The sequence below is a fragment of the Kitasatospora sp. NPDC051164 genome (assembly GCF_044455625.1).
Lineage (GTDB): Bacteria > Actinomycetota > Actinomycetes > Streptomycetales > Streptomycetaceae > Kitasatospora.
This window is the reverse complement of record NZ_JBITFB010000003.1, coordinates 136,551-160,151: the sequence shown is the minus strand read 5'-3', so window position 1 is coordinate 160,151 and position 23,601 is coordinate 136,551. Positions and strand designations below refer to the sequence as shown.

The window sequence follows — 23,601 nt, the reverse complement described above, 5'->3', positions numbered from 1 at the left end:
GCCATGAACGCCGTTGCCGAGAACGTCGTCCGAGGCGCGCACACCCACCAGTGGCGCGGCCTGATCGAGGAGTACCGGGACCGCCTGCCGGTCACCGCGGCCACCCCGGTGGTCACCCTGCTGGAGGGCGGTACGCCCCTGGTCCCCGCCCAGGTGCTCTCCGAGCGCACCGGCTGCGAGGTCTACCTCAAGGTCGAGGGCGCGAACCCGACCGGTTCCTTCAAGGACCGCGGGATGACGATGGCCATCTCCAAGGCCAAGGAGGAGGGCGCGCAGGCGGTCATCTGCGCGTCCACCGGCAACACCTCGGCCTCCGCCGCCGCCTACGCGGTGCGGGCCGGGATGGTCTCCGCGGTGCTCGTCCCGCAGGGCAAGATCGCCCTCGGCAAGATGGGTCAGGCGCTGGTGCACGGCGCCAGGATCCTGCAGGTCGACGGGAACTTCGACGACTGTCTCACCCTTGCGCGTGAACTGTCCGAGAAGTATCCGGTGGCCCTGGTCAACTCCGTGAACCCGGTGCGGATCGAGGGCCAGAAGACCGCGGCCTTCGAGATCGTCGACATGCTCGGCGACGCCCCGGACATCCACGTCCTGCCGGTCGGCAACGCGGGCAACATCACCGCGTACTGGAAGGGCTACCGCGAATACGCGGCGGACGGCCTGGCCTCGCGCACCCCGCGGATGTGGGGCTTCCAGGCCTCCGGCTCGGCCCCGATCGTGGACGGCGCCCCGGTGCTCAAGCCGCAGACCATCGCCACCGCGATCCGGATCGGCAACCCGGCCTCCTGGGACTTCGCGCTCGCCGCGCGGGACGAGTCCGGCGGCCTCATCGACAAGGTGACGGACCGTCAGATCCTGTCCTCCTACCGGCTGTTGGCCTCGCAGGAGGGCGTCTTCGTGGAGCCCGCCTCGGCCGCCTCGGTGGCCGGCCTGCTGGCCAAGGCGGAGGCCGGCCTGGTCGACCCGGGCCAGCGGATCGTCTGCACCGTGACCGGCAACGGCCTCAAGGACCCGGACTGGGCGGTGGCCGGCGCGCCGCAGCCGCAGATCGTCCCGGTCGACCCGGAGGCCGCGGCCCGTAGCCTCGGCCTGCTCGACCGGTAACGGGGTCTGACACTGCGACGGGCCGACCCTTTCGGGGGTCGGCCCGTCAAAGTTCTTCCCTGACACTTTTGTGTCAATTCTGCTTCGCATTCCGCTCCGATTTCAGCCCGCTCTTTGACAGAGAGGGGTGCGCATTCCGGCCAGAACCGGCAACACACCAGATCGAAGGCCCACGGGGTGTACCGCTCGGGAACCTCTCTTCGATACTCTGGCTTCGGCCGTGTGGCACATGCCCCGGGCCCGGCGCCGTCCGGGCCGCGCCGACGACTGTGACCGCCCGCCCCGAGGGGCCTGCGGCCCTTTCCCCCACCCTCGTATACGACGACGCGCTCCGCGCCGCCCGATTTCCCCAGGAGAGTCCACCGCATGGCCGGTCCTGCGTTCCGTGCCGCCGCCGTCCGGGTCAGGGTTCCCGCGACCAGCGCCAACCTCGGCCCGGGCTTCGACGCCTTCGGACTCGCCCTGGGTCTGTACGACGACGTGGTCGTCCGGGTCGCCGATTCCGGTCTCTCCGTCGACATCGCCGGCGAGGGCGCCGAGACGCTGCCGCGCGACGAGCGCCACCTGCTGGTCCGCTCGATGCGCGCCGCCTTCGACCGGCTCGGCGGCCAGCCGCGCGGCCTCGAAGTGGTCTGTGCCAACCGGATACCGCACGGCCGGGGTCTCGGCTCCTCCTCCGCCGCCATCTGCGCCGGCATCGTGGCCGCCCGCGCGGTCACCATCGGGGGCCCGTCCGCGCTGGACGACGACGCGCTGCTGGCCCTCGCCTCCGAGCTGGAGGGCCACCCGGACAACGTCGCGGCCTGCCTGCGCGGCAACTTCACCATCGCCTGGACCGACGAGGAGTCCGCCAAGGCGGTCGCCCTGGAGCCCGTCGCGCAGGTCGTCCCGGTGGTGTTCGTCCCGGCCGGCGAGGTGCTCACCGAGACCGCCCGCGGCCTGCTGCCGAAGACCGTCCCGCTGGCCGACGCCGCGGTCAACGCCGGCCGCTCCGCGCTGCTGGTGGAGGCGCTGACCAGGCGCCCTGAACTGCTCCTCGCCGCCACCGAGGACCGCCTGCACCAGGACTACCGCGCCTCCGCCATGCCGGACAGTGCCGCACTGGTCGGCGTACTGCGTGCGGAGGGTGTCCCCGCGGTCATCTCCGGGGCCGGCCCGACCGTCCTGGCGCTCACCGACGAGGCGAACGCCGACAAGGTGCTCGCCTTCGCCGGGCACCACGGCCACGGCGGCGATCCGGCGTTCGCCGCGCACCGGCTGGACGTCGACCGGACCGGGGCCGTCGTGCTCCCACTGGACGCCTGAGCAGCACGGACGTGCCCGCCCGGGCCCGGCACCGGCCCCGCGCCGAGCCGGGCCCGCCGGACACGATTGGCAAGCACCAGGCTGGGGAATGTCTGAGGGGGTCGGTAGTGTTAACCTCATTGCTGCACCAGGTGCCCTCCGGGGCTCGGTGCGCCGCGTCCCGATCCCAGCACTCCACTGCCGTGGAGTCGCGGCGATGCACGGGGCGACGATTCTCCGGGAGCCCACCGCAGCGCGTACGCAGCCTGCCTGCGCGACATGCGGCCGCATCCCGAAGCCGTGACGGCACCTGACTCCCACCCGCGGCCTCCCACCTCGAGGCCAGGACGGGCGGAGCGCGGGCCACCGTCACGCGACGGGGGCCCGGGATTCGCAGGCAGCGTGGGGTTACGCCCTCAGGGGAGGTCGACACACGACCGGCCCACGCGCCACTCAGCACCACCGTGCTTCACGCACCGCACCTCGCAGCCCTCCCTCGACAGGCTCCCGCCGTTCGAGGGATCACCGCCTCGGACCGACGCAGTCGAGCGTTGGTCAGGACAGCACAACCGGTCGCCGAGCCAGACAGGCCGACGTCCGCTCCAGGGAAGGACCCTTAGTGAGCGACTCCACCGATCTGATGGGCGCGCGCCCGGACGCCGACGCGTCGGACGCAGCCGCCGCCCCCGCCGCCCCGGCACGGCGCCGCCGCAGCGCCGCCGCGGGCCTGGACGGCATGGTCCTGGCCGAGCTGCAGAAGCTCGCCGCGGACCTTGGCATCACCGGTACCGGACGCATGCGCAAGAGCCAGCTGATCGAGACCATCAAGGAGAAGAGCGGCGGGGACCCGCTGCTCGCCGCCGGTGGCGCCCCGGCCGCCAAGCGCACCGCCGCCAAGGCGGACGCCGAGGCCCCGGCCGAGAAGCCCGCCCGCCGCACCAAGGCCGCCGCCAAGGCGGCGGAGGCCGAGACCCCGGCCGCCGCCGAGGCGGCCCAGATCGAGATCCCGGTCCAGGCCGCCGCCGAGACCGCCGCGCCGGCCCGTACCGAGCGCACCCGCCGCCGTGCCACCTCGGCCGCCGGCGCGCCCACCGCCCCGGCCGGCGAGGCTTCGGCCGAGGCCGCCACCGTCGCGGTCGCCGAGCCGAAGCAGGCCGAGGCCCGCCCGGCCGAGACCCGCGGCTTCGAGGGCCGTGAGGACGGCCGCGAGAGCCGCCGCGACCGCCGTGAGCGCCGTGACCGCCGCGACACCGGCGAGCGCACGGAGCGCGCCGACCGCCAGGAGGGCGGCGAGGCCCAGGACGGCGACTCGCGCGAGTCGCGTCGCGACCGCCGCAACCGCCGCGAGCGCACCGACCGCCAGCCCCAGCAGGGCCAGCCGCAGGGCGGTGGCCAGGGCGACCAGCCGCAGGGCCGCCAGGCCCAGCCGGCCCAGCAGCCGCAGGTCCAGCAGGGCGGCTACGACGACGACGAGTTCGGCGAGGGCCGTCGCGGCCGTCGCGGCCGTTACCGCGACCGCCGGGGCCGTCGTGGCCGCGACGGCTTCGAGGCCGGCCCCGTCGAGACGCAGATCGGCGAGGACGACGTCCTGATCCCGGTCGCGGGCATCCTCGACATCCTCGACAACTACGCGTTCGTGCGCACCTCCGGCTACCTGCCGGGCCAGAACGACGTCTACGTCTCGCTCGCCCAGGTCCGCAAGAACGGCCTGCGCAAGGGTGACGCCATCACCGGTGCGGTGCGCCAGCCGCGCGACGGCGAGCGCCGCGAGAAGTTCAACGCCATGGTGCGGCTGGACTCCGTCAACGGCATGGACCCGGAGAGCGGCCGGGGCCGCCCCGAGTTCAACAAGCTCACCCCGCTCTACCCGCAGGAGCGGCTGCGCCTGGAGACCGACCCGGGCGTGCTGACCACCCGGATCATCGACCTCGTGTCGCCGATCGGCAAGGGCCAGCGCGGTCTGATCGTCGCGCCGCCGAAGACCGGCAAGACGATGGTGCTGCAGGCGGTCGCCAACGCGATCACCCACAACAACCCCGAGTGCCACCTGATGGTCGTCCTGGTCGACGAGCGTCCGGAAGAGGTCACCGACATGCAGCGGTCGGTGAAGGGCGAGGTCATCTCCTCGACCTTCGACCGCCCGGCGGAGGACCACACCACCGTCGCCGAGCTGGCCATCGAGCGCGCCAAGCGCCTGGTGGAGCTGGGCCACGACGTGGTCATCCTGCTGGACTCGATCACCCGCCTGGGCCGTGCCTACAACCTGGCGGCGCCGGCCTCCGGCCGCATCCTGTCCGGTGGTGTCGACTCGACCGCGCTCTACCCGCCGAAGAAGTTCTTCGGTGCCGCGCGCAACATCGAGAACGGCGGCTCGCTGACCATCCTGGCCACCGCGCTGGTCGAGACCGGTTCGCGCATGGACGAGGTGATCTTCGAGGAGTTCAAGGGCACCGGCAACATGGAGCTCAAGCTCGACCGGAAGCTCTCGGACAAGCGCATCTTCCCGGCCGTCGACGTGGACGCCTCCAGCACCCGCAAGGAGGAGATCCTGCTCGGCAGCGAGGAGTTGGCCATCGTCTGGAAGCTGCGCCGGGTGCTGCACGCGCTCGACTCGCAGCAGGCGATCGAGCTGCTCCTGGACAAGATGAAGCAGACCAAGAGCAACGCCGAGTTCCTGATGCAGATCGCCAAGACCACCCCGGGCTCGGGCGACTGACCGTAGCCGGACGGCTGTCGAAGCACGGAACCCCGGATCGCGCGAGCGGTCCGGGGTTCCGTGCGTCCACCGCCGGGTTGTTCCAGAGTTGGGACAACTTGGGGGTCTTTGGATCATGTTGTCCGATTTACTCTGGACCGTATGGCCGAGCACAAGAGGATCCCGAGTCGCCGCCGCAAGGTCCTGCGGACGGCCGCATGCGCGTTCGTCGCGCTCGTCGTCCTCGGCACCGGAGCGGCCGTCTACGCGTACGTGAAGCTCAACGACAACATCAAGAGCGTCGACATCGACGGCCGCCTCGGCGGCGCCCGCCCGCCGGCCGCCACCGACGGCTCCTTCAACATCCTGGTGCTGGGCTCCGACTCGCGGAACGGCGAGAACGGCGACCTGGCCGGCGGCAACACCGGCGACACCGCCCGCTCGGACACCGCGATGGTGGTGCACGTCAACCAGGACCACTCGCGCGCGCAGATCGTCTCGATACCGCGCGACACCCTGGTCGCCCGCCCCGACTGCACCGACGCCAACGGCAGGACCGTCCCCGGCGTGAAGCGCGCGATGTACAACAGCGCCTTCGAGAGCGGCGGCGCGGCCTGCGCCGTCAAGACCACCGAGCAGCTCACCGGGCTGCGGATGGACCACTACCTGCAGATCGACTTCGCCGGCTTCGCCCGGGTCGTGGACGCGATAGGCGGGGCCACCGTGACCACCACGGTGGCCATCCACGACAAGGACAGCGGGCTCGACCTGCCGCCCGGGCAGCACCACCTGGACGGAAAGCAGGCACTGGCCTTCGTCCGTACCCGGCACGGCGTCGGCGACGGCAGCGACCTCGGCCGGATCGAGCTGCAGAAGCAGATGGTGAAGTCGCTGCTCCAGCAGGCCGGCGGGGCCGACCTGTTCACCAACCCGGTCAAGCTGTGGTCCCTCGGGGACACCGTGACCAAGAGCATCACCACCGACTCCGCGCTCGGCTCGGTGAACTCCCTGGTGGGGCTCGTCCAGGAGCTCAAGGGGATCGGGCCGGACCAGCTCGGCATGGTCACCCTGCCGGTGGAGACCGCCCCCGGCGACCCGAACCGGGTGGTCGAGCAGCAGCCGCAGGCCGACCAGGTCTGGGCGGCACTCAAGGCCGACCGGGAGTTCCCCCCGGAGGTCGTCTCCGCGCAGCCGGAGAACCCCGCCCAGGCGGCCCCCACGGCCACTGCGTCGGCCCCCGCGCGGACCGCGGGGAAGCAGACCGCGAAGGCCGGCGCCAAGGCCACCACCGCGCGCTGAGCGGGCCCGGAATATCCCGGAACGCGACCCGGTTTGGGAAGATGCGGCCGGTCCTGGCAGACTGGTCCGTCGGTCCCGGTTCACGTGCGGCGCTCCAGCCGCCGACCCGGTGCCCTCCCGAAACCTAGGAGAACCCCTTGAAGCCCAACGTTCACCCCGAGTACGTGGTCACCCGTGTGACCTGCACCTGCGGTGCCGAGTTCACCACCCGCTCGACCGAGACCAGTGGCGAGATCCGCGCCGAGGTCTGCTCGCAGTGCCACCCGTTCTACACCGGCAAGCAGAAGATCCTCGACACCGGTGGCCGCGTGGCCCGCTTCGAGGCCCGCTTCGGCAAGCAGCACAGCGCGAAGGCCTAGCGCTCCCTCGGCGCCGGTTCCCGGCGCCCCCGTACTTCGTTGTCGGGGGCGCAGGGGGCCGGCGCCGTTCGCGTCCCCCCGCACGTTCCCCCCTCCCCAGCAGATCTCCCCAGCAGATCTCCACCCGATCCGAGCCCCCGGGAAGAAGGCCACCCCATGTTCGAGGCAGTCGAAGAGCTCCTCGTCGAGCACGCCGACCTCGAGACGAGGCTGGCCGACCCGTCCGTCCACGCCGACCAGAACAACGCCCGCAAGCTGGCCAAGCGGTACGCCGAGCTGACCCCGATCACCCGCGTCTACCGGCAGTGGCGGCAGGCCGGCGAGGACATCGAGGCTGCGCGCGAACTCGCTGCCGAGGACCCGGAGTTCATCTCCGAGGTGAAGGACTCCGAGGCGCGCCGCGACGAGCTCACCGAGGAGCTGCGGGTCCTGCTGGTGCCGCGCGACCCGAGCGACGACAAGGACGTCATCCTGGAGATCAAGGCGGGCGAGGGCGGCGAGGAGTCCGCGCTGTTCGCCGGTGACCTGCTCCGGATGTACCTGCGCTACGCGGAGCGGGTCGGCTGGAAGACCGAGCTCATCGACTCCAACGAGTCCGACCTCGGCGGCTACAAGGACGTCTCGGTGGCCGTGAAGACCAAGGGCAGCACCGAGCCCGGCCAGGGCGTCTGGGCGCGGCTGAAGTACGAGGGCGGCGTGCACCGCGTGCAGCGCGTCCCCGCCACCGAGTCCCAGGGCCGCATCCACACCTCCGCGGCGGGCGTGCTGGTCACCCCCGAGGCGGAGGAGGTCGAGGTCGAGATCCTCGCCAACGACCTGCGGATCGACGTCTACCGCTCCTCCGGCCCCGGCGGCCAGTCGGTCAACACCACTGACTCCGCGGTCCGGATCACCCACCTGCCGACCGGTATCGTGGCGTCCTGCCAGAACGAGAAGAGCCAGCTGCAGAACAAGGAGCAGGCGATGCGCATCCTGCGTTCGCGGCTGCTGGCCGCCGCGCAGGAGGAGGCCGAGCGCGAGGCCTCGGACGCGCGCCGCAGCCAGGTCCGCACGGTGGACCGCTCCGAGCGGATCCGGACGTACAACTACCCCGAGAACCGCATCTCGGACCACCGCACGGGGTTCAAGTCGTACAACCTGGACCAGGTCCTGGACGGTGACCTGAACGCGGTGATCCAGTCCTGCGTGGACAAGGACGCGGCGGCCAAGCTCGCCGCGGCCCAAGAGAACTGAGACCGGCGCGCCCCAGCCCACGCGCAGTCCGAAGCCGGAGCGCAGAAAACATGAGGTCGTACGGATGAACCTGCTGCTCGCCGAGGTGGCCCAGGCCACCCAGCGGTTGGCCGCGGCCGGCGTGCCGTCGCCGCGCTTCGACGCGGAGGAGCTCGCCGCCTACGTCCACCACGTCAAGCGCAGCCAGCTGCACACGGTGAAGGACGCCGACTTCGACGCCCGCTACTGGGAGGCCGTCTCGCGCCGCGAGGCGCGCGAGCCGCTCCAGCACATCACCGGGCGGGCGTTCTTCCGCTACCTCGAACTGGCGGTCGGCCCCGGCGTGTTCGTGCCCCGGCCGGAGACCGAGACGGTCGTCGAGTGGGCCATAGACGCGGTGCGCGACATGGACGTGGCCGAGCCGCTGGTGGTGGACCTGTGCTCCGGCTCCGGCGCGATCGCCCTCGCCCTGGCCCAGGAACTGCCGCGCTCGACCGTGCACGCCTTCGAACTGGACGAGGGAGCGCTGGAGTACACCCGGCGCAACATCGAGTCCAGCCCGGACCGCGCCCGGGTCACCCTGCACGCCGGGGACGCCACCCGGGCCTTCGAGGGCGACCACTCCTGGGACGGCCGCTTCGACCTGGTCATCTCCAACCCGCCGTACATCCCGCTCACCGAGTGGGAGTACGTCGCGCCGGAGGCCCGCGACCACGACCCGCAGATGTCGCTGTTCTCCGGCGAGGACGGCCTGGACACCATCCGCGGCATCGAGCGGGTGGCCGCGCGGCTGCTGCGCCCGGGCGGCGCGGTGGTGATCGAGCACGCCGACCAGCAGGGCGGCCAGGTGCCGTGGATCTTCAACGAGGAACGCGGCTGGACGGACACCGCCGACCACCGCGACCTGAACAACCGGCCGCGCTTCACGACCGCCCGGAGGGTCGGGTCGTGAACGTCAAGCGCCGTACGACCGCCCGGAGGGTCGGGTCGTGAACATCAAGCGCCGTACGACCGCTCGCAAGGCCGCCTTGTAACCGCCATGAGCCACTTCGGAAGGGGACCGCACCGATGAGCCGCCGCTACGACTGTGCCGATGCCGGGGACCGCGCCACCGGTCTGCGCGAGGCCGCTTCGGCCGTCCGCCGCGGCGAACTCGTCGTGCTGCCCACCGACACCCTGTACGGGGTCGGTGCGGACGCCTTCTCCCCGGAGGCCGTCGGCGAGCTGATGACCACCAGGGGCCGCGGCCGCAACACGCCGTCGCCGGTGCTGGTCGGCTCGCCGACGACGCTGCACGGCCTGGTCACCGACTTCTCCGAGCAGGCGTGGGAACTGGTCGACGCCTTCTGGCCGGGCGGGCTCACCCTGGTCGCCCGGCACCAGCCCTCGCTGCGCTGGGACCTCGGCGAGACCCGCGGCACCGTCGCGGTCCGGATGCCGCTGCACCCGGTCGCCATCGAGCTGCTGAACGTGACCGGCCCGATGGCCGTCTCCAGCGCCAACCGGATCGGCGGGGAGTCCCCGCTGACCTGTGACGAGGCGCAGGCGCAGCTCGGCGACGCCGTCTCGGTCTACCTGGACGGCGGGTCGGCCGACCACTCCGCCGCCTCGTCCATCGTCGACGTCACCGGCAAGGTCCCGGTTCTGCTGCGGGCCGGCGCGATCAGCGTCGAGCAGCTGAGGGAGGTCGTCCCCGACCTGGAGGCCGGCAGTTGACGCCCACCGCCTCGCTCCATGCCGGGCCCGGCATAGCGCCGTACCTGAGCGTGGGCCCCAGGCCGCTGGACCACTTCCGGATCCTGTTCGTCTGCACGGGGAACATCTGCCGCTCGCCGATCGCCGAGCGGCTCACCCGGCGTGAGCTGGACACCCGGCTGAGCCCCCGGGTGGCCGGGCGGATCCTGGTGGAGAGCGCCGGTACCTGGGGCCACGAGGGTGCGCCGATGGAGGACCACGCGGCGACCGTGCTCGACGAGTACGGCGCCGACAGTGGCGGCTTCACCGGCCGTGAGCTGCTGGACGAGCACGTGGTGGAGGCCGACCTGGTGCTCACCGCGACCCTGGACCACCGCGCCCAGGTGATCTCGATGGGCCACGAGGCGGGGCTGCGCACCTTCACGCTGAAGGAGTTCACCCGCCTGGTGCGGACGATCGACCCGGGCACGCTGCCCGACCCCCGGCGCGGTGCCGACGTCACCGAGCGGGCCCGCGCGCTGGTCCGGGCGGCCGCCGCGCTTCGCGGCTGGCTGCTGGCGGCCACCCCGGAGTCGGACGAGGTGGACGACCCGTACGGGGCGCCGATCGGCATGTTCCGCAACTGCGGCGAGGAGATATTCCACGCGGTCGACCCGGTGGTCACCGCGCTCACCGGCGTGTCCGCGCCGCGCTGACGCCCCGCCCCGCGAGCGAGCCGAAGGGCCGCGCCGGTGCCGAAAGGGAGAATGGCCAAGCCGCCGACGAAGGAGGTGGCGCAGTGCCCGCCGACCGTCGCCTCCGGGTCAGGAGCGGCCCGGAGGCGAGCCGAGCGGCCTACAGAGGACTGGCGGCAATACAGAGGGCCCGAACGGCCGCGTCCCGACGGGCCGGGCGGCGGCGGCCGTCCTACGCTGGTCTGACCGGCCCCCAGCCTCCGGCTGGGAGGTGCCCCCACCCGCAGCGCCCGGGAGCCCCGCCATGACCGTCACCGATGCCGCGACCGGTTCGACCGCGACGAGGGGGCGCCCGTGGGCGTCCGAGGCCCTGCACCGGGCGGATCCGCAGCTGGCCGACCTGCTGGCCGCGGAGGCCGAGCGGCGCGCCGAGACGATCCAGCTGCTGGCGGGGGAGAACCTCACCACCCCGGCCGTCCTGGCGGCCCTCACCGGCCCGCTGATCGACAAGTACGCCGAGGGCTACCCGGGGCGCCGGCACCACACCGGCTGCACGCTGGCGGACGCCGCCGAGCTGCTGGCGATCGACCGGGCCCGCGAGCTGTTCGCCGCCCCGCACGCCAACGTCCAGCCCCGGTCGGTGACTTCGGCGATGCTGGCGGCGTACGCGGCGCTGCTGAAGCCCGGTGACGGGGTGCTCGCGATGTCGCTGGAGCACGGCGGTCACCTCAGCTGCGGCTCGCGCGCCAACTTCTCCGGCCGCTGGTTCGCCTTCACCGGCTACGGCGTGCGCGAGAGCGACGGGCTGATCGACCTCGACCAGGTGCGCGAACTGGCCCGGCTGCACCGCCCCAAGGCGATCGTGGCGGGCTCGATCTCCTACCCCCGGCATCCGGACTGGGCGGCCTTCCGGGAGATCGCCGACGAGGTGGACGCCTACCTGATCGCCTCCGCGGCGCAGACCACCGGTCTGGTCGCGGCCGGGGTGGCGCCCTCCCCGGTTCCGTACGCGGACGTCACGGCGGCGGCCACCCACAAGCTGCTGCGCGGTCCGCGCGGTGGCCTGCTGCTGTGCACCGCAGAGTTGGCCGAGCGGATCGACCGGGCGGTGTTCCCGTTCAGCCAGGGCGGCGCGGCGATGAACGAGGTGGCCGGCAAGGCGGTCGCCCTCGCGGAGGCCTCGACGCCCGCCTACCGGGCGTACGCGGAGCGGACGGTGTCCGGGGCGCGGGTGCTGGCCGAGGGGCTCGCGGAGGCCGGAGCGCGCCCTCTGACGGGCGGGACCGACACCCATCTGGTGACGGCGGACGTGAGCCCGCTCGGCGTGACCGGCGCGGAGGCCGAGCGGCGCTGCGCGGCCGCCGGGCTGCTGCTCGGCAAGTGCGCACTGCCGTTCGACCAGGCGCCGCCCGCCGAGGCCTCCGGGATCCGGCTGGGGACGGGCACCGTGACCAGCCAGGGGATGGGCGGGGCGGAGCTGTCCGAGATCGCCGGGCTGATCGCGCGGGTGCTCGCCGGGGGAGCCGTCGCCCCGGCCGCGGTGCGGGTCCGGGAGCTCGCGCTGGCGTTCGCCGACCGGTCCTGACGGCGGTCCGTCCACGGGCATCCGGATCTCCTACCCGGGAGAGCGAACCGCGATGCACGTCCCGGGCGTCCGACTCAATAAGGTGGGTGCCGTGGCGACGCACCTCGAACCCCGGGAAGGCAGGGGAGTACCTTCGGTACTTCCCCGTTCGACAGTGATGCAGGAGGCCAGTGGTGCGTGAGTATCTGCTGGTGCTGTTCTGCACCGCCGCCGTCACCTACCTGCTGACCGGCCCGGTCCGGAAGTTCGCCATCGCGGCCGGCGCCATGCCGCCGGTGCGCGCCCGTGACGTCCACCGCGAGCCCACGCCGCGGCTCGGCGGCATCGCGATGTTCGGCGGGCTGTGCGCGGGCATCCTCGTCGCCTCGCAACTCGACAACCTGAGCAAGGTGTTCACCCAGGGCACCGACATCCGCGCGCTGCTGTCCGGCGCCGGGATCATGTGGCTGCTCGGCGTGCTCGACGACAAGTGGGGCGTGGACGCGCTGGTGAAGCTCGGCGGCCAGATGATCGCCGCCGGTGTGATGGTCTGGCAGGGTGTCACGGTCATCACCCTCCCGGTGCCCGGTGTCGGCGCGGTCGCGGTGAGCCCGACCCAGGGCATGGTCATCTCGGTCACCCTGGTCGTCGTCATGGTCAACGCGGTGAACTTCATCGACGGTCTGGACGGCCTGGCCGGCGGCATGGTCTGCATCGCCGCGATGGCGTTCTTCCTGTACAGCTACCGGCTCTGGTACGGCTACGCGATCACCGACGCGGCCCCCGCGGTGCTGTTCAGCGTGCTGCTGATCGGCATGTGCCTGGGCTTCCTGGCGCACAACATGCACCCCGCGCGGATCTTCATGGGCGACTCCGGCTCGATGATGCTGGGCCTGATGCTGGCCGTCGCCGCGATCTCCATCACCGGCCGGGTCGACCCCGACCTGATCAACAACGAGACCGGTTCGCAGACCGCCACCGTGCACGCGTTGGTGCCGATCTACATCCCGCTGCTGCTGCCGCTGACGGTCATCGCGCTGCCGCTGGCCGACCTGCTGCTCGCGGTGGTGCGTCGCACCTGGGCCGGCCAGTCGCCGTTCGCCGCGGACAAGCGCCACCTGCACCACCGCCTGCTGCAGGTCGGTCACTCGCACAGCCGGGCCGTGCTGATCATGTACTTCTGGGCCGCGCTGATCGCCTTCGGCACGGTGGCCTTCTCGGTCAGCAACACCGGCCGCACCGTGGTCCTGACGCTCGCCGGGCTCTGCCTGCTCGGCCTGGTGGTGCTGCTCACTCCGCGGTTCCGGCCGCGCGCCCCGCGGGCGGTGCAGTCCTTCGTCCCGCCGCGGTACCGCCGGCAGTCCTCGGGTCCGATGGCCGAACTGTCGGCGAAGGACAAGCAACTTCTGGGTGAAGCCAGCCGGGACTCGTCCGAGCGGGCCGACCACGGACCGGCCAGCGGCCGCCACTGACAAGGGAGTTGGCGATCCGTCAAATGGCTTCACCCATACGGCGGATTCGCTGAGCCGTTGGTGTGACAGGTGCCACACAATCATGGTAAAGCTCTCATCAAATAGTTTGTGATACCGTTCACGAGTACCGAGAACACGCCGAAAGTCCTGACAGGTGGATGACTTCCGTCCCTGTCGGTCTCCCTTGACGGGCCCGCCGTTCCAGCGGGCGGCCCGACGGCGATGCCTCGGTCGGTGTCACTTCACCACCGTCTGTGCCCGTCCCCCGCCACATCGACATGCCGCCGGAGCTGCCGACATGCCGTCCACCGACGCCCGGATCCTCCGAGGCGCCGCGATTCCCACTGCGGTCGCCGGGATCATCGCCATGGCGATCTCGTTCGCTGTCGCCGGCGGGAAGGGCCTGCTCGGCGCCCTCTTCGGCGCTCTGCTCGTGATGGCCTTCTTCAGCTTCGGCCAGGTCGCGCTCGACCGGCTGACCCGGTCGAACCCGCAGATCATGATGGCCGCGGCGCTCCTGGTGTACACCACGCAGATCCTGCTGGTCGGCATCGTCCTGGCCGTCTTCAAGGACACCACGCTGTTCAACCGGCAGGCCTTCGCCTTCACCCTGCTCGGCTGCGCGCTGATCTGGACGGGCTTCCAGGTGCGCGGCGCACTCAAGGCCAAGACCTTCTACGTCGACCCCGACGCCTCGGAAAAGAAGGGCGACAAGCCCTCCGACTCCGGACGTCAACAGTGACGAGGCCCGGCTGTCCCCCCAACGAGGGGGGCGGTGTTTATGCCGCACTGACGGCCTGCTATCGTCCGTCGCAACAACGGAGTACGGGAAGAGGCCTGGTCTGTCCGGACAGCGGACTGATCGCCCCCCGGACCCGCGCAGTCTTCGATGATCCCGCAGTCGCGCAGCGCGCCGTCGAGCGGGGTCGGCGAGAAACCCATCAAGTTCCAGTGCCGCTCCGTGGCCGTAGGCCACGCCGACACACCGAGGTTGCCGTATCCATGCGTCACGACGAAGGAGTCCGTGGTGAGTGCTGAACTCACGTCGTCCCTCGCCTCAGGCAGTTGCCACTTCGGGGACGCTGGCTGCGGCTTCCCGGCCCCGGGTCTGAACGAATTCGACTTCAAGCCGATCTTCACCATCGGCAGCTTTTACTTCAACAAGCCGATGCTGCTGTCGATGATCGTCGCAGTGTTGGTGGTCGTCTTCTTCTGGGCCGCCTTCGCCAAGCCGCGCCTGGTCCCCGGCAAGCTGCAGCTGGTCGCCGAGATCGGCTACGACTTCGTCAAGCGCTCCATCGTGCTCGAGACGATCGGCAAAAAGGGCGAGAAGTACGTCCCGATGCTGGTCTCGATGTTCTTCTTCATCTGGTTGATGAACATCATGTCGGTCATCCCGTTCGCACAGTTCCCGGTGACGGCGGCGATCGCGTTCCCGGCCGGCCTCGCGGCGGTCGTGTGGGTCACCTACATGACGCTGACCTTCAAGAAGCACGGCTTCGTCGGCGGTTTCAAGAACCTCTGCTGGCCCTCGGGCATCCCCGGCTGGGTCATGTTCATCCTGGTGCCGATCGAGTTCTTCTCGAACATCTTCGTGCGCCCGTTCACGCTCGCGGTCCGAGCCTTCGCGAACATGTTCGCCGGCCACCTGCTGATCGTGATGTTCTCCATCGCCTCCTGGTACCTGCTCAGCCCGACCCTGGGCGCGCTGTACGGCTCGGCCTCGTTCGTCGTCGCCGTCGCGCTGACCGCCTTCGAGCTGCTGGTCCAGTTCCTGCAGGCCTACATCTTCGTGATGCTGGCCAGCAGCTACATCGCCGGTGCCCTCGAAGAGTCGCACTGAGCCAGGGGCTCAGCCCCTCCCCAGAACCACCTCCCGGATCGCCCGGTGGCCAATCACCACCGGTTCACCACCCTGCAAAGGACAACGTCAATGAGCATCCTCGCTGAGGGCACTGTCTACGGTTCCGTCGCCTCCATCGGCTACGGCCTCGCCGCCATCGGCCCCGGCATCGGCGTCGGTCTGATCTTCGGCAACGGTGTCCAGGCGATGGCCCGTCAGCCCGAGGCTGCCGGTCTCATCCGTTCCAACATGTTCATCGGCTTCGCGCTGACCGAGGCGCTGGCCCTCATCGGCATCGTCATGCCGTTCGTCTTCGGCAACAAGTAATCCTGCCGCAGACCCTTTCGAGGAAGGTCCAGATATGAGCATGTTGGCTCAGCTCGCGGCCGAGGAGAAGATGAACCCTCTCCTCCCCAACTGGCCCGAGATCATCATCGGCCTGCTCTGCTTCTTCATCGTCTTCGGTCTGCTCGGCAAGAAGCTTCTTCCCAGCATCGAGAAGGTGCTGTCGGAGCGCCGGGACGCCATCGAGGGCGGCATGGAGCGCGCCGAGGCCGCTCAGGCCGAGGCCCAGGTCGTGCTCGAGCAGTACCGCGCCGAGCTTGCCGAGGCACGTCACGAGGCTGCCCGCATCGTCGAGCAGGCTCGTGAGCAGGGCGCTGCCCAGCTCGCCGAGATGCGCGAGGAGGGCCAGCGTCAGCGCGAGGCCATCGTCGCGGCCGGTCACGCCCAGATCGAGGCGGACAAGAAGCAGGCGACCACCGCCCTGCGCCAGGACGTGGGCTCGCTGGCCACCCAGCTGGCGTCCCGCATCGTGGGTGAGTCCCTCGAGGACCACACCCGGCAGAGCGGCGTCATCGACCGTTTCCTGGACGAGCTGGAGGCCAAGGCCGCCGTTGCTCAGGGCGCGGCCAAGTGATCGGCGCCAGCCGTGAGGCCCTCGTCGCCGGCCGGCGGAACCTGGAGAGCCTGACCGACTCCACCTCGGTGGACGCGGCCAAGCTCGCCGAGGAGCTCACCGCCGTCACGGCCGTGCTGGACCGCGAGGTGTCGCTGCGCCGAGTCCTGACCGACCCCTCCCGGTCGGGCCAGGACAAGGCCCAGCTGGTCAGCTCGCTGCTGACCGGCCAGGTCTCCGGCGAGGCCGTCGACCTGGTCTCCGGTCTGGTCCGCTCCCGCTGGTCGGGCTCGCGCGACCTGGTGGACGCGACCGAGGAGCTCGCCGCGTACGCCGAGATCATCGCCGCGGACAGGGCCGGCGCCCTGGACGACGTCGAGGACGAGCTGTTCCGCTTCGGTCGGGTGGTGAGCGGCTCGCACGAGCTGCGCGCCGCGCTGACCGAGCCGAAGGCCGGTGCCGTCGCGAAGGCCGAGCTGATCAAGAAGCTGCTCGGCGGCCGCGCCAACGCCGGCACCGTCCGGCTGGTCACCGCCGTCGTCAACGCGCCGCGTGGCCGTAGCCTGGAGCAGGGCCTGGAGTCCTACTCCAAGCTCGCCGCCGCACGCCGCGACCGCATGGTGGCCCTGGTCACCACCGCGGTGCCGCTGTCGGACACCCAGAAGGAGCGCCTGTCCGGCGCTCTGGGCCGGATGTACGGCCGCCAGGTCCACCTGAACATCGACGTCGACCCCGAGGTCGTCGGCGGTGTCCGGGTGCAGATCGGCGACGAGATCATCAACGGCACCGTGTCGAGCCGCCTTGAGGGCGCTCGCCAGTCGCTCGAAGGCTGAGCACCGAAGCAGCACATCCGACCCTCGGTCGGGAAACCGGCTCCCCAAGGAGCCGGCACATCGTACGGCCGGTTCGAAAGACCCGGCCGAGAGTCGAATACTTGCGGCCCTCAATGGCGGGCCGAGGATCGCAAACTAGGAGAGCAGGGAAGCCTGATGGCGGAGCTTACGATCCGTCCGGAGGAGATCCGGGACGCGCTGGCCGACTTTGTCCAGTCGTACCAGCCGGACGCCGCTTCTGTGGAAGAGGTCGGTACGGTCACTGACGCAGCGGACGGCATCGCGCATGTCGAGGGCCTGCCCTCGGTCATGGCGAACGAGCTGCTGAAGTTCGAGGACGGCACGCTCGGCCTCGCGCTGAACCTCGACACCCGCGAGATCGGTGTCGTCGTCCTCGGTGAGTTCGGCGGCATCGAAGAGGGCCAGACCGTGCGCCGCACCGGCGAGGTCCTCTCGGTTCCGGTCGGCGACGGCTACCTCGGCCGCGTCGTGGACCCGCTGGGCAACCCGATCGACGGCCTGGGCGACATCGCCTCCACCGGCCGTCGTGCCCTGGAGCTGCAGGCCCCCGGCGTCATGGCCCGCAAGTCGGTCAAGCAGCCGCTGCAGACCGGCATCAAGGCCATCGACGCGATGACCCCGATCGGCCGTGGCCAGCGTCAGCTGATCATCGGTGACCGCCAGACCGGCAAGACCGCGGTGGCAGTCGACACGATCATCAACCAGCGTGACAACTGGCGCTCGGGCGACCCGGAGAAGCAGGTCCGCTGCATCTACGTCGCCGTGGGCCAGAAGGGCTCCACCATCGCGTCCGTCCGCGGCGCCCTGGAGGAGGCCGGCGCGCTGGAGTACACCACCATCGTGGCTGCTCCCGCCTCCGACCCGGCCGGCTTCAAGTACCTCGCCCCGTACACCGGTTCGGCCATCGGCCAGGAGTGGATGTACGACGGCAAGCACGTCCTGATCATCTTCGACGACCTGTCGAAGCAGGCCGAGGCCTACCGCTCCGTCTCCCTGCTGCTGCGCCGCCCGCCGGGCCGCGAGGCCTACCCGGGTGACGTGTTCTACCTGCACTCCCGCCTGCTGGAGCGCTGCGCCAAGCTGAACGACGCCCTGGGCGGCGGCTCGATGACCGGTCTGCCGATCATCGAGACCAAGGCCAACGACGTCTCGGCGTACATCCCGACCAACGTCATCTCCATCACCGACGGCCAGTGCTTCCTGGAGTCCGACCTGTTCAACGCCGGCATCCGCCCGGCCGTGAACGTCGGTATCTCGGTCTCCCGCGTCGGTGGCTCCGCCCAGATCAAGGCCATGCGCTCGGTCGCCGGCCGTCTGCGTCTGGACCTCGCCCAGTACCGCGAGCTGGAGGCCTTCGCCGCCTTCGGTTCCGACCTGGACGCGGCCTCCAAGGCCCAGCTGGAGCGCGGTGCGCGCATGGTCGAGCTGCTGAAGCAGGGCCAGTACCAGCCGTTCCCGGTCGAGGAGCAGGTCGTCTCCATCTGGGCCGGCACCACCGGCAAGCTGGACGACGTCCCGGTCGCCGAGATCCGCCGCTTCGAGCGTGAGTTCCTGGACCACGTCCGCCTGCAGCACAAGGACCTGCTCGCCGGCATCGTCGAGACCGGTCTGCTCGCCGACGGCACCGTCGACGCGCTGACCACGGCGATCGACGCGTTCAAGCAGGGCTACCAGACCGCTGACGGCAAGCTGCTCTCCGAGCAGGCCTGAGTCCGGTAGCGAGGGAAAGGACGTAACGACCCATGGGAGCACAGCTTCGGGTCTACAAGCGCCGGATCCGCTCTGTCACCGCGACGAAGAAGATCACCAAGGCGATGGAGATGATCTCCGCGTCGCGCATCGTCAAGGCGCAGCGCGCGGTGGCCGCCTCCACTCCGTACGCCGATGAGCTCACCCGGGCGGTGACGGCGGTGGCCACCCGGTCCAACGCCAAGCACCCGCTCACCACCGAGAACCCGAGCGCCTCGCGCGCCGCCGTGCTGATGATCACGGCGGACCGCGGTCTGGCGGGCGGCTACTCGACCAACGCCATCAAGGCCGCCCAGGTGCTCACCGAGCGCCTGAAGGCCGAGGGCAAGGACGTGGTGACGTACATCGTCGGCCGCAAGGGCGTCTCGTACTACACGTTCCGCGGTCTCGCGATCACGGGCTCGTGGACGGGATTCTCCGACAAGCCGACCTACGGTGACGCGAAGACCGTGGCCGCCGACCTGATCGAGGCCTTCACGGCCGAGACGGGCGGCGTGGACGAGCTCCACCTGGTCTCGACCGAGTTCGTGTCGATGCTGACGCAGAACGCGGTGGAAGCCCGGCTGCTGCCGCTGAAGCTGGACGAGGTCCAGCTCAGCGACCAGACGCCGGCCAAGTCGGAGATCTTCCCGCTGTACGACTTCGAGCCGTCGGCGGAGGGCGTCCTGGACGCGCTGCTGCCGCGGTACGTCGAGAGCCGGATCTACAACGCGATGCTGCAGTCGGCTGCCTCCGAGCACGCCGCTCGTCGTCGCGCGATGAAGAGCGCGACGGACAACGCCGGCGAGCTCATCAAGTCGCTCACGCGGCTTGCCAACTCGGCCCGTCAGGCCGAGATCACCCAGGAAATCAGCGAGATCGTCGGTGGCGCCAACGCGCTGGCCGACGCTAGCCGCGGGAGCGAATGAGTATGACCACCACTGTTGAGCCGACCACGGCGACGGGCCGCGTCGCGCGGGTCATCGGCCCGGTCGTCGACGTGGAGTTCCCCGTCGACGCGATTCCGGAGATGTTCAACGCCCTGCACGTCGAGGTGGAGAACCCCGACGGTTCGGGCAAGAAGATCCTTACCCTCGAGGTTGCCCAGCACCTCGGCGACGGCATGGTCCGCGGCATCTCGATGCAGCCGACCGACGGCCTGGTCCGTGGCGCGCAGGTCACCGACACCGGCTCGGCCATCTCGGTGCCCGTCGGCCAGATCACCAAGGGCAAGGTCTTCAACGCCCTCGGTGACGTGCTGAACGTCGACCAGGAGGAGTTCGACCAGCAGGTCGAGGTCCGCTGGCCGATCCACCGCAAGGCGCCCGAGTTCAAGGACCTCGAGTCCAAGACCGAGATGTTCGAGACCGGCATCAAGGTCATCGACCTGCTCACCCCGTACGTCACGGGTGGCAAGATCGGTCTGTTCGGTGGTGCCGGTGTCGGCAAGACCGTTCTGATCCAGGAGATGATCTACCGCGTCGCCGAGAACTTCGGTGGTGTGTCGGTGTTCGCCGGCGTCGGCGAGCGCACCCGTGAGGGCAACGACCTCATCGACGAGATGGTCGACTCGGGCGTTCTGGACAAGACCGCGCTGGTCTTCGGCCAGATGGACGAGCCGCCGGGCACCCGTCTGCGCGTCGCGCTCTCCGCGCTGACCATGGCGGAGTACTTCCGTGACGTCGAGAAGCAGGACGTGCTCCTCTTCATCGACAACATCTTCCGGTTCACCCAGGCCGGTTCCGAGGTGTCGACCCTGCTCGGCCGTATGCCCTCCGCGGTGGGCTACCAGCCGAACCTGGCCGACGAGATGGGCCTCCTGCAGGAGCGCATCACCTCGACCCGCGGTCACTCGATCACCTCGATGCAGGCGATCTACGTCCCCGCGGACGACCTGACCGACCCGGCGCCGGCCACCACCTTCGCCCACCTGGACGCGACGACGGTTCTGTCGCGTCCGATCTCGGAGAAGGGCATCTACCCGGCCGTCGACCCGCTGGACTCCACGTCCCGCATCCTCGACCCGCGGTACATCGCGCAGACCCACTACGACACGGCCCTCCGTATCAAGGGGATCCTGCAGAAGTACAAGGACCTCCAGGACATCATCGCGATCCTCGGTATCGACGAGCTGTCCGAAGAGGACAAGATCACGGTGCACCGTGCCCGTCGCATCGAGCGCTTCCTCTCGCAGAACACCTACGTGGCGAAGCAGTTCACCGGTGTCGAGGGTTCGACCGTGCCGCTGTCGGAGACCATCGAGGCCTTCAACGCGATCGCGGACGGCAAGTACGACTCCGTCCCGGAGCAGGCCTTCTTCATGTGCGGTGGCATCGAGGACCTCGAGAAGAACGCCGCCGAGCTGGCGAAGAAGTAATCGCGGCCGGTAGCAGCTGAGTGACCGTGAGGGGTGGCCCCCGAGCCTGGGAGCCACCCCTCGCGTCGCATCGGCTGTGATTCCGGTCAAATCCGTGCCGCCGGTTTCATCCCGGAGGCACGGGGCCGTTATTCTTACCGAAACTCCCGAGTAATCGGGCGTTGCATGAGCCTAGGAGCCCACGTTGGCTGAGCTGCACGTCGAGCTGGTCGCAGCCGACCGCAAGGTGTGGTCCGGTGCGGCCACCATCGTCGTCGCCCGTACGGCCTCCGGTGACACCGGCATCATGCCGGGTCACACCCCGGTGCTGAGCGTGCTGGAGACCGGCCCGGTCACCATCCGCACGGTGGACGGCGGCACCGTGATCGCCGCGGTGCACGGCGGCTTCATCTCCTTCGCCGACAACAAGCTGTCTCTGCTCGCGGAGATCGCCGAGCTGGCGGACGAGATCGACGTCGCGCGTGCCGAGCGCGCACTGGAGAAGGCCCAGTCGGACCTGGACGAGCACGCCGAGCGGCGTGCGGAGGTCCGTCTGTTCGCGGCGCGCGGCCTCAAGGTCCACGCCTGAGTGTGCCGGACCCCGGCTTGGCGGGGTCGACCGACGGTCCCGGGGACGCGCGAGCGTGACCCCGGGACTGTCGTCGTAGTTGGTAGGTCAGCGCGGTCGCTTGATACGACCGCTACGGGGAACGCGGGTAGCGAGGAGGTAGGTGAGCATGGTCCTCGCGCTTGTGGTGTGTGCGGCGGTCGTGGCGCTGGGTGTGATCGGCCTGATGGCCTTCGCCGTCCGCCGCCGCTTGATCCAGCGGGTAGGCGGTACGTTCGACTGCAGTTACCGGCTCAAAATGCCCGCCGACGCCTCGACGCAGCCCGACCTCGACGAGAACGGCAAACCCACCTCCGCCCCGGTCCCCCCGACCGACGGCAAGGGGTGGGTTTTTGGTATCGGCCGGTACAGCGGTGACTCGATCGAGTGGTTCCGGGTCTTCTCCTACGCCCCGCGTCCGCGCAAGGTGCTGCCGCGCCGGGAGATCGAGGTCCTCGGCCGGCGCTACCCGGAGGGCCAGGAGGAACTGGCACTGCTCTCCGGCTCGGTGGTGCTGCGCTGTCTGCACAACGGGGCGCCGCTGGAGCTGGCGATGAGCGACGACGCGCTGACCGGCTTCCTGGCCTGGCTGGAAGCGGCCCCGCCCGGGCAGAGGGTCAACGTCGCCTAGGGTCGTTGCCGGGGTTAACGCGGCCTAACCTGCCCGGCTAGGGTGGCCGCATGGTCAATCTGACGCGCATCTACACCCGTACCGGCGATGACGGCACCACCGCGCTCGGCGACATGAGCCGGACCACCAAGACCGACCCGCGGCTGATCGCGTACGCGGACGCCAACGAGGCGAACGCGGCGATCGGGGTGGCGCTCGCGGTCGGGGCGCTGCCCGAGGACGTGGCGGCGGTGCTCGTCCGGGTCCAGAACGATCTGTTCGACGTCGGCGCCGACCTGTCCACCCCGGTGGTCGAGGACCCGAAGTACCCGCCGCTGCGGGTGCTGCAGTCCTACGTCGACCGGCTGGAGGGCGACTGCGACCACTACCTGGAGCAGGTGGAGAAGCTGCGCAGCTTCATCCTGCCCGGCGGCACGGCCGGCGCGGCTCACCTGCACCTGGCCTGCACGGTGGTGCGGCGGGCCGAGCGCTCCACCTGGGCGGCGATCGCGGAGCACGGGGACACCGTCAACCCGCTGACCGCGAAGTACCTCAACCGGCTGTCCGACCTGCTGTTCATCCTGGCCCGGGTGGCCAACAAGGAACGCGGCGACGTGCTCTGGGTGCCGGGCGAGAACCGCTAGAGCTGCTTGGCCGGGGCGTCCCCAGCCGGGGCGTGCCCGGCCGGGGTCTGCTCCCTCACCACGCGGCCGTTCTCGACCCGGACACCGGCCGGCGGCTCCTTGGGCCAGCGCGAGAAGCAGCCGGCCACGATGACGTTCACGACGGCCGTGATGCCCAGCCGCCAGTACCACTGGGCGAAGGTGCCGTAGTGGGCGGAGCCCCCGGAGAGCGGGACGAGCAGGGTGATCAGGGTGAGCGTGATCGCCGCCGAGACGGTGGTGCGCCCGGCGATCTGCCACTCGTACCTGGTCCGCTCCGGGCCGTACTTCGGCGAGGGCAGCGGCTTGGGGCCGCCGGCGAAGCGGTGCTGGAAGTGCCGGTCGGCCCAGCCGACCAGCGAGGGGCCGTACCCGACGGAGAATCCGGCGTAGCTCGCGGCGAGCGCGTGCGTCCAGCTCGCCTCGGTGCCGCCGCGCAGGTCGAGCACGGTGAGCGCGTACAGGGCGAGGTCGACGGCCGGGAGGCCGAGCAGCAGCACGGTGCTGGTGCGGCGCCAACGCAGCAGGTAGCGGGCGGAGAGGGCCAGGCCGAGCACGATCCACCAGGAGATCTCGGCCGCGACGATGAGGGTGACGATCACGTTCTGCTCCCGGACGTTCGGCGGTGTGTCCAGCCTGGCGCGGGGGTGCGCCGGTGTCGTCGTCGCGCGGTGCCGTCCGCGTC

Annotated in this window: 23 protein-coding genes; 22 read left to right on the top strand and 1 reads right to left on the bottom strand. The window is 70.5% G+C overall.

All coding sequences use genetic code 11. From position 1 onward, the window contains the following. The first annotated feature begins 3 nt into the window (after positions 1-3). The 22 genes from thrC (at position 4) to ACIBEC_RS05610 (ending at position 22,898) form a co-directional block, all read left to right on the top strand. Complete coding sequence (gene thrC / locus ACIBEC_RS05715) at positions 4-1,104, top strand: threonine synthase (protein ID WP_360498602.1); 1,101 nt, start codon at positions 4-6, stop codon at positions 1,102-1,104. Between the two features lie 366 nt (positions 1,105-1,470). After that, on the top strand, positions 1,471-2,409 hold the full coding sequence (gene thrB / locus ACIBEC_RS05710; protein WP_360498603.1) for a homoserine kinase: 939 nt from the start codon (positions 1,471-1,473) through the stop codon (positions 2,407-2,409). A 598-nt stretch (positions 2,410-3,007) separates the two neighbouring features. Then, entirely contained in the window at positions 3,008-5,104 is a 2,097-nt protein-coding gene (rho, locus tag ACIBEC_RS05705; RefSeq protein ID WP_360498605.1) for a transcription termination factor Rho, read from the top strand. Positions 5,105-5,245: 141 nt separating this feature from the next. Further along, positions 5,246-6,382 (top strand): LCP family protein, encoded by a 1,137-nt coding sequence (locus ACIBEC_RS05700; RefSeq protein WP_360498607.1) that lies wholly within the window; start codon positions 5,246-5,248, stop codon positions 6,380-6,382. A 137-nt stretch (positions 6,383-6,519) separates the two neighbouring features. After that, positions 6,520-6,741: a 50S ribosomal protein L31 gene (rpmE, locus tag ACIBEC_RS05695; protein ID WP_030057539.1), complete on the top strand. Its 222-nt coding sequence runs from the start codon at positions 6,520-6,522 to the stop codon at positions 6,739-6,741. 156 nt (positions 6,742-6,897) lie between these two features. After that, positions 6,898-7,974: a peptide chain release factor 1 gene (prfA, locus tag ACIBEC_RS05690; protein WP_360498609.1), complete on the top strand. Its 1,077-nt coding sequence runs from the start codon at positions 6,898-6,900 to the stop codon at positions 7,972-7,974. Between the two features lie 64 nt (positions 7,975-8,038). Next, complete coding sequence (gene prmC, locus ACIBEC_RS05685; RefSeq protein WP_360498611.1) at positions 8,039-8,905, top strand: peptide chain release factor N(5)-glutamine methyltransferase; 867 nt, start codon at positions 8,039-8,041, stop codon at positions 8,903-8,905. Between the two features lie 116 nt (positions 8,906-9,021). After that, positions 9,022-9,669 (top strand): L-threonylcarbamoyladenylate synthase, encoded by a 648-nt coding sequence (locus ACIBEC_RS05680; RefSeq protein ID WP_360498613.1) that lies wholly within the window; start codon positions 9,022-9,024, stop codon positions 9,667-9,669. A gap of 32 nt (positions 9,670-9,701) precedes the next feature. Next, on the top strand, positions 9,702-10,343 hold the full coding sequence (locus ACIBEC_RS05675) for a protein-tyrosine-phosphatase (RefSeq protein WP_360498809.1): 642 nt from the start codon (positions 9,702-9,704) through the stop codon (positions 10,341-10,343). Positions 10,344-10,626: 283 nt separating this feature from the next. Beyond that, entirely contained in the window at positions 10,627-11,907 is a 1,281-nt protein-coding gene (glyA, locus tag ACIBEC_RS05670) for a serine hydroxymethyltransferase (RefSeq protein WP_360498615.1), read from the top strand. 173 nt (positions 11,908-12,080) lie between these two features. Continuing rightward, positions 12,081-13,358: an MraY family glycosyltransferase gene (locus tag ACIBEC_RS05665; protein ID WP_360498617.1), complete on the top strand. Its 1,278-nt coding sequence runs from the start codon at positions 12,081-12,083 to the stop codon at positions 13,356-13,358. Between the two features lie 298 nt (positions 13,359-13,656). Continuing rightward, positions 13,657-14,100, top strand: coding sequence for a hypothetical protein (locus ACIBEC_RS05660; protein ID WP_360498619.1), 444 nt, complete (start codon positions 13,657-13,659; stop codon positions 14,098-14,100). Between the two features lie 147 nt (positions 14,101-14,247). Continuing rightward, entirely contained in the window at positions 14,248-15,201 is a 954-nt protein-coding gene (gene atpB / locus ACIBEC_RS05655) for a F0F1 ATP synthase subunit A (protein WP_396287744.1), read from the top strand. Between the two features lie 90 nt (positions 15,202-15,291). Then, complete coding sequence (gene atpE, locus ACIBEC_RS05650) at positions 15,292-15,528, top strand: ATP synthase F0 subunit C (protein WP_030282059.1); 237 nt, start codon at positions 15,292-15,294, stop codon at positions 15,526-15,528. 34 nt (positions 15,529-15,562) lie between these two features. Beyond that, on the top strand, positions 15,563-16,120 hold the full coding sequence (locus tag ACIBEC_RS05645) for a F0F1 ATP synthase subunit B (RefSeq protein ID WP_360498623.1): 558 nt from the start codon (positions 15,563-15,565) through the stop codon (positions 16,118-16,120). After that, entirely contained in the window at positions 16,117-16,932 is an 816-nt protein-coding gene (locus ACIBEC_RS05640) for a F0F1 ATP synthase subunit delta (protein WP_360498625.1), read from the top strand. The genes ACIBEC_RS05645 and ACIBEC_RS05640 overlap by 4 nt, the downstream gene beginning before the upstream one ends. A 156-nt stretch (positions 16,933-17,088) precedes the next feature. Next, complete coding sequence (atpA, locus tag ACIBEC_RS05635) at positions 17,089-18,663, top strand: F0F1 ATP synthase subunit alpha (RefSeq protein WP_030235796.1); 1,575 nt, start codon at positions 17,089-17,091, stop codon at positions 18,661-18,663. Between the two features lie 32 nt (positions 18,664-18,695). Then, complete coding sequence (locus ACIBEC_RS05630) at positions 18,696-19,610, top strand: F0F1 ATP synthase subunit gamma (protein ID WP_360498627.1); 915 nt, start codon at positions 18,696-18,698, stop codon at positions 19,608-19,610. A gap of 2 nt (positions 19,611-19,612) precedes the next feature. Beyond that, on the top strand, positions 19,613-21,058 hold the full coding sequence (gene atpD / locus ACIBEC_RS05625) for a F0F1 ATP synthase subunit beta (protein WP_360498629.1): 1,446 nt from the start codon (positions 19,613-19,615) through the stop codon (positions 21,056-21,058). Between the two features lie 184 nt (positions 21,059-21,242). Continuing rightward, positions 21,243-21,626, top strand: a complete 384-nt coding sequence (locus ACIBEC_RS05620; RefSeq protein WP_360498631.1) for a F0F1 ATP synthase subunit epsilon — start codon at positions 21,243-21,245, stop codon at positions 21,624-21,626. Between the two features lie 148 nt (positions 21,627-21,774). Continuing rightward, complete coding sequence (locus ACIBEC_RS05615) at positions 21,775-22,275, top strand: DUF2550 domain-containing protein (protein WP_360498633.1); 501 nt, start codon at positions 21,775-21,777, stop codon at positions 22,273-22,275. Positions 22,276-22,325: 50 nt separating this feature from the next. Beyond that, entirely contained in the window at positions 22,326-22,898 is a 573-nt protein-coding gene (locus ACIBEC_RS05610; RefSeq protein ID WP_121174231.1) for a cob(I)yrinic acid a,c-diamide adenosyltransferase, read from the top strand. On the opposite strand, the gene ACIBEC_RS05605 is transcribed toward ACIBEC_RS05610, so the two are convergent. After that, the gene (locus ACIBEC_RS05605; RefSeq protein ID WP_360498635.1) at positions 22,895-23,518 is read right to left on the bottom strand and encodes a hypothetical protein; all 624 of its coding nucleotides are present in this window, start codon (positions 23,516-23,518) and stop codon (positions 22,895-22,897) included. The two genes, ACIBEC_RS05610 and ACIBEC_RS05605, sit on opposite strands and share 4 nt — an antisense overlap. Positions 23,519-23,601: the final 83 nt, after the last annotated feature.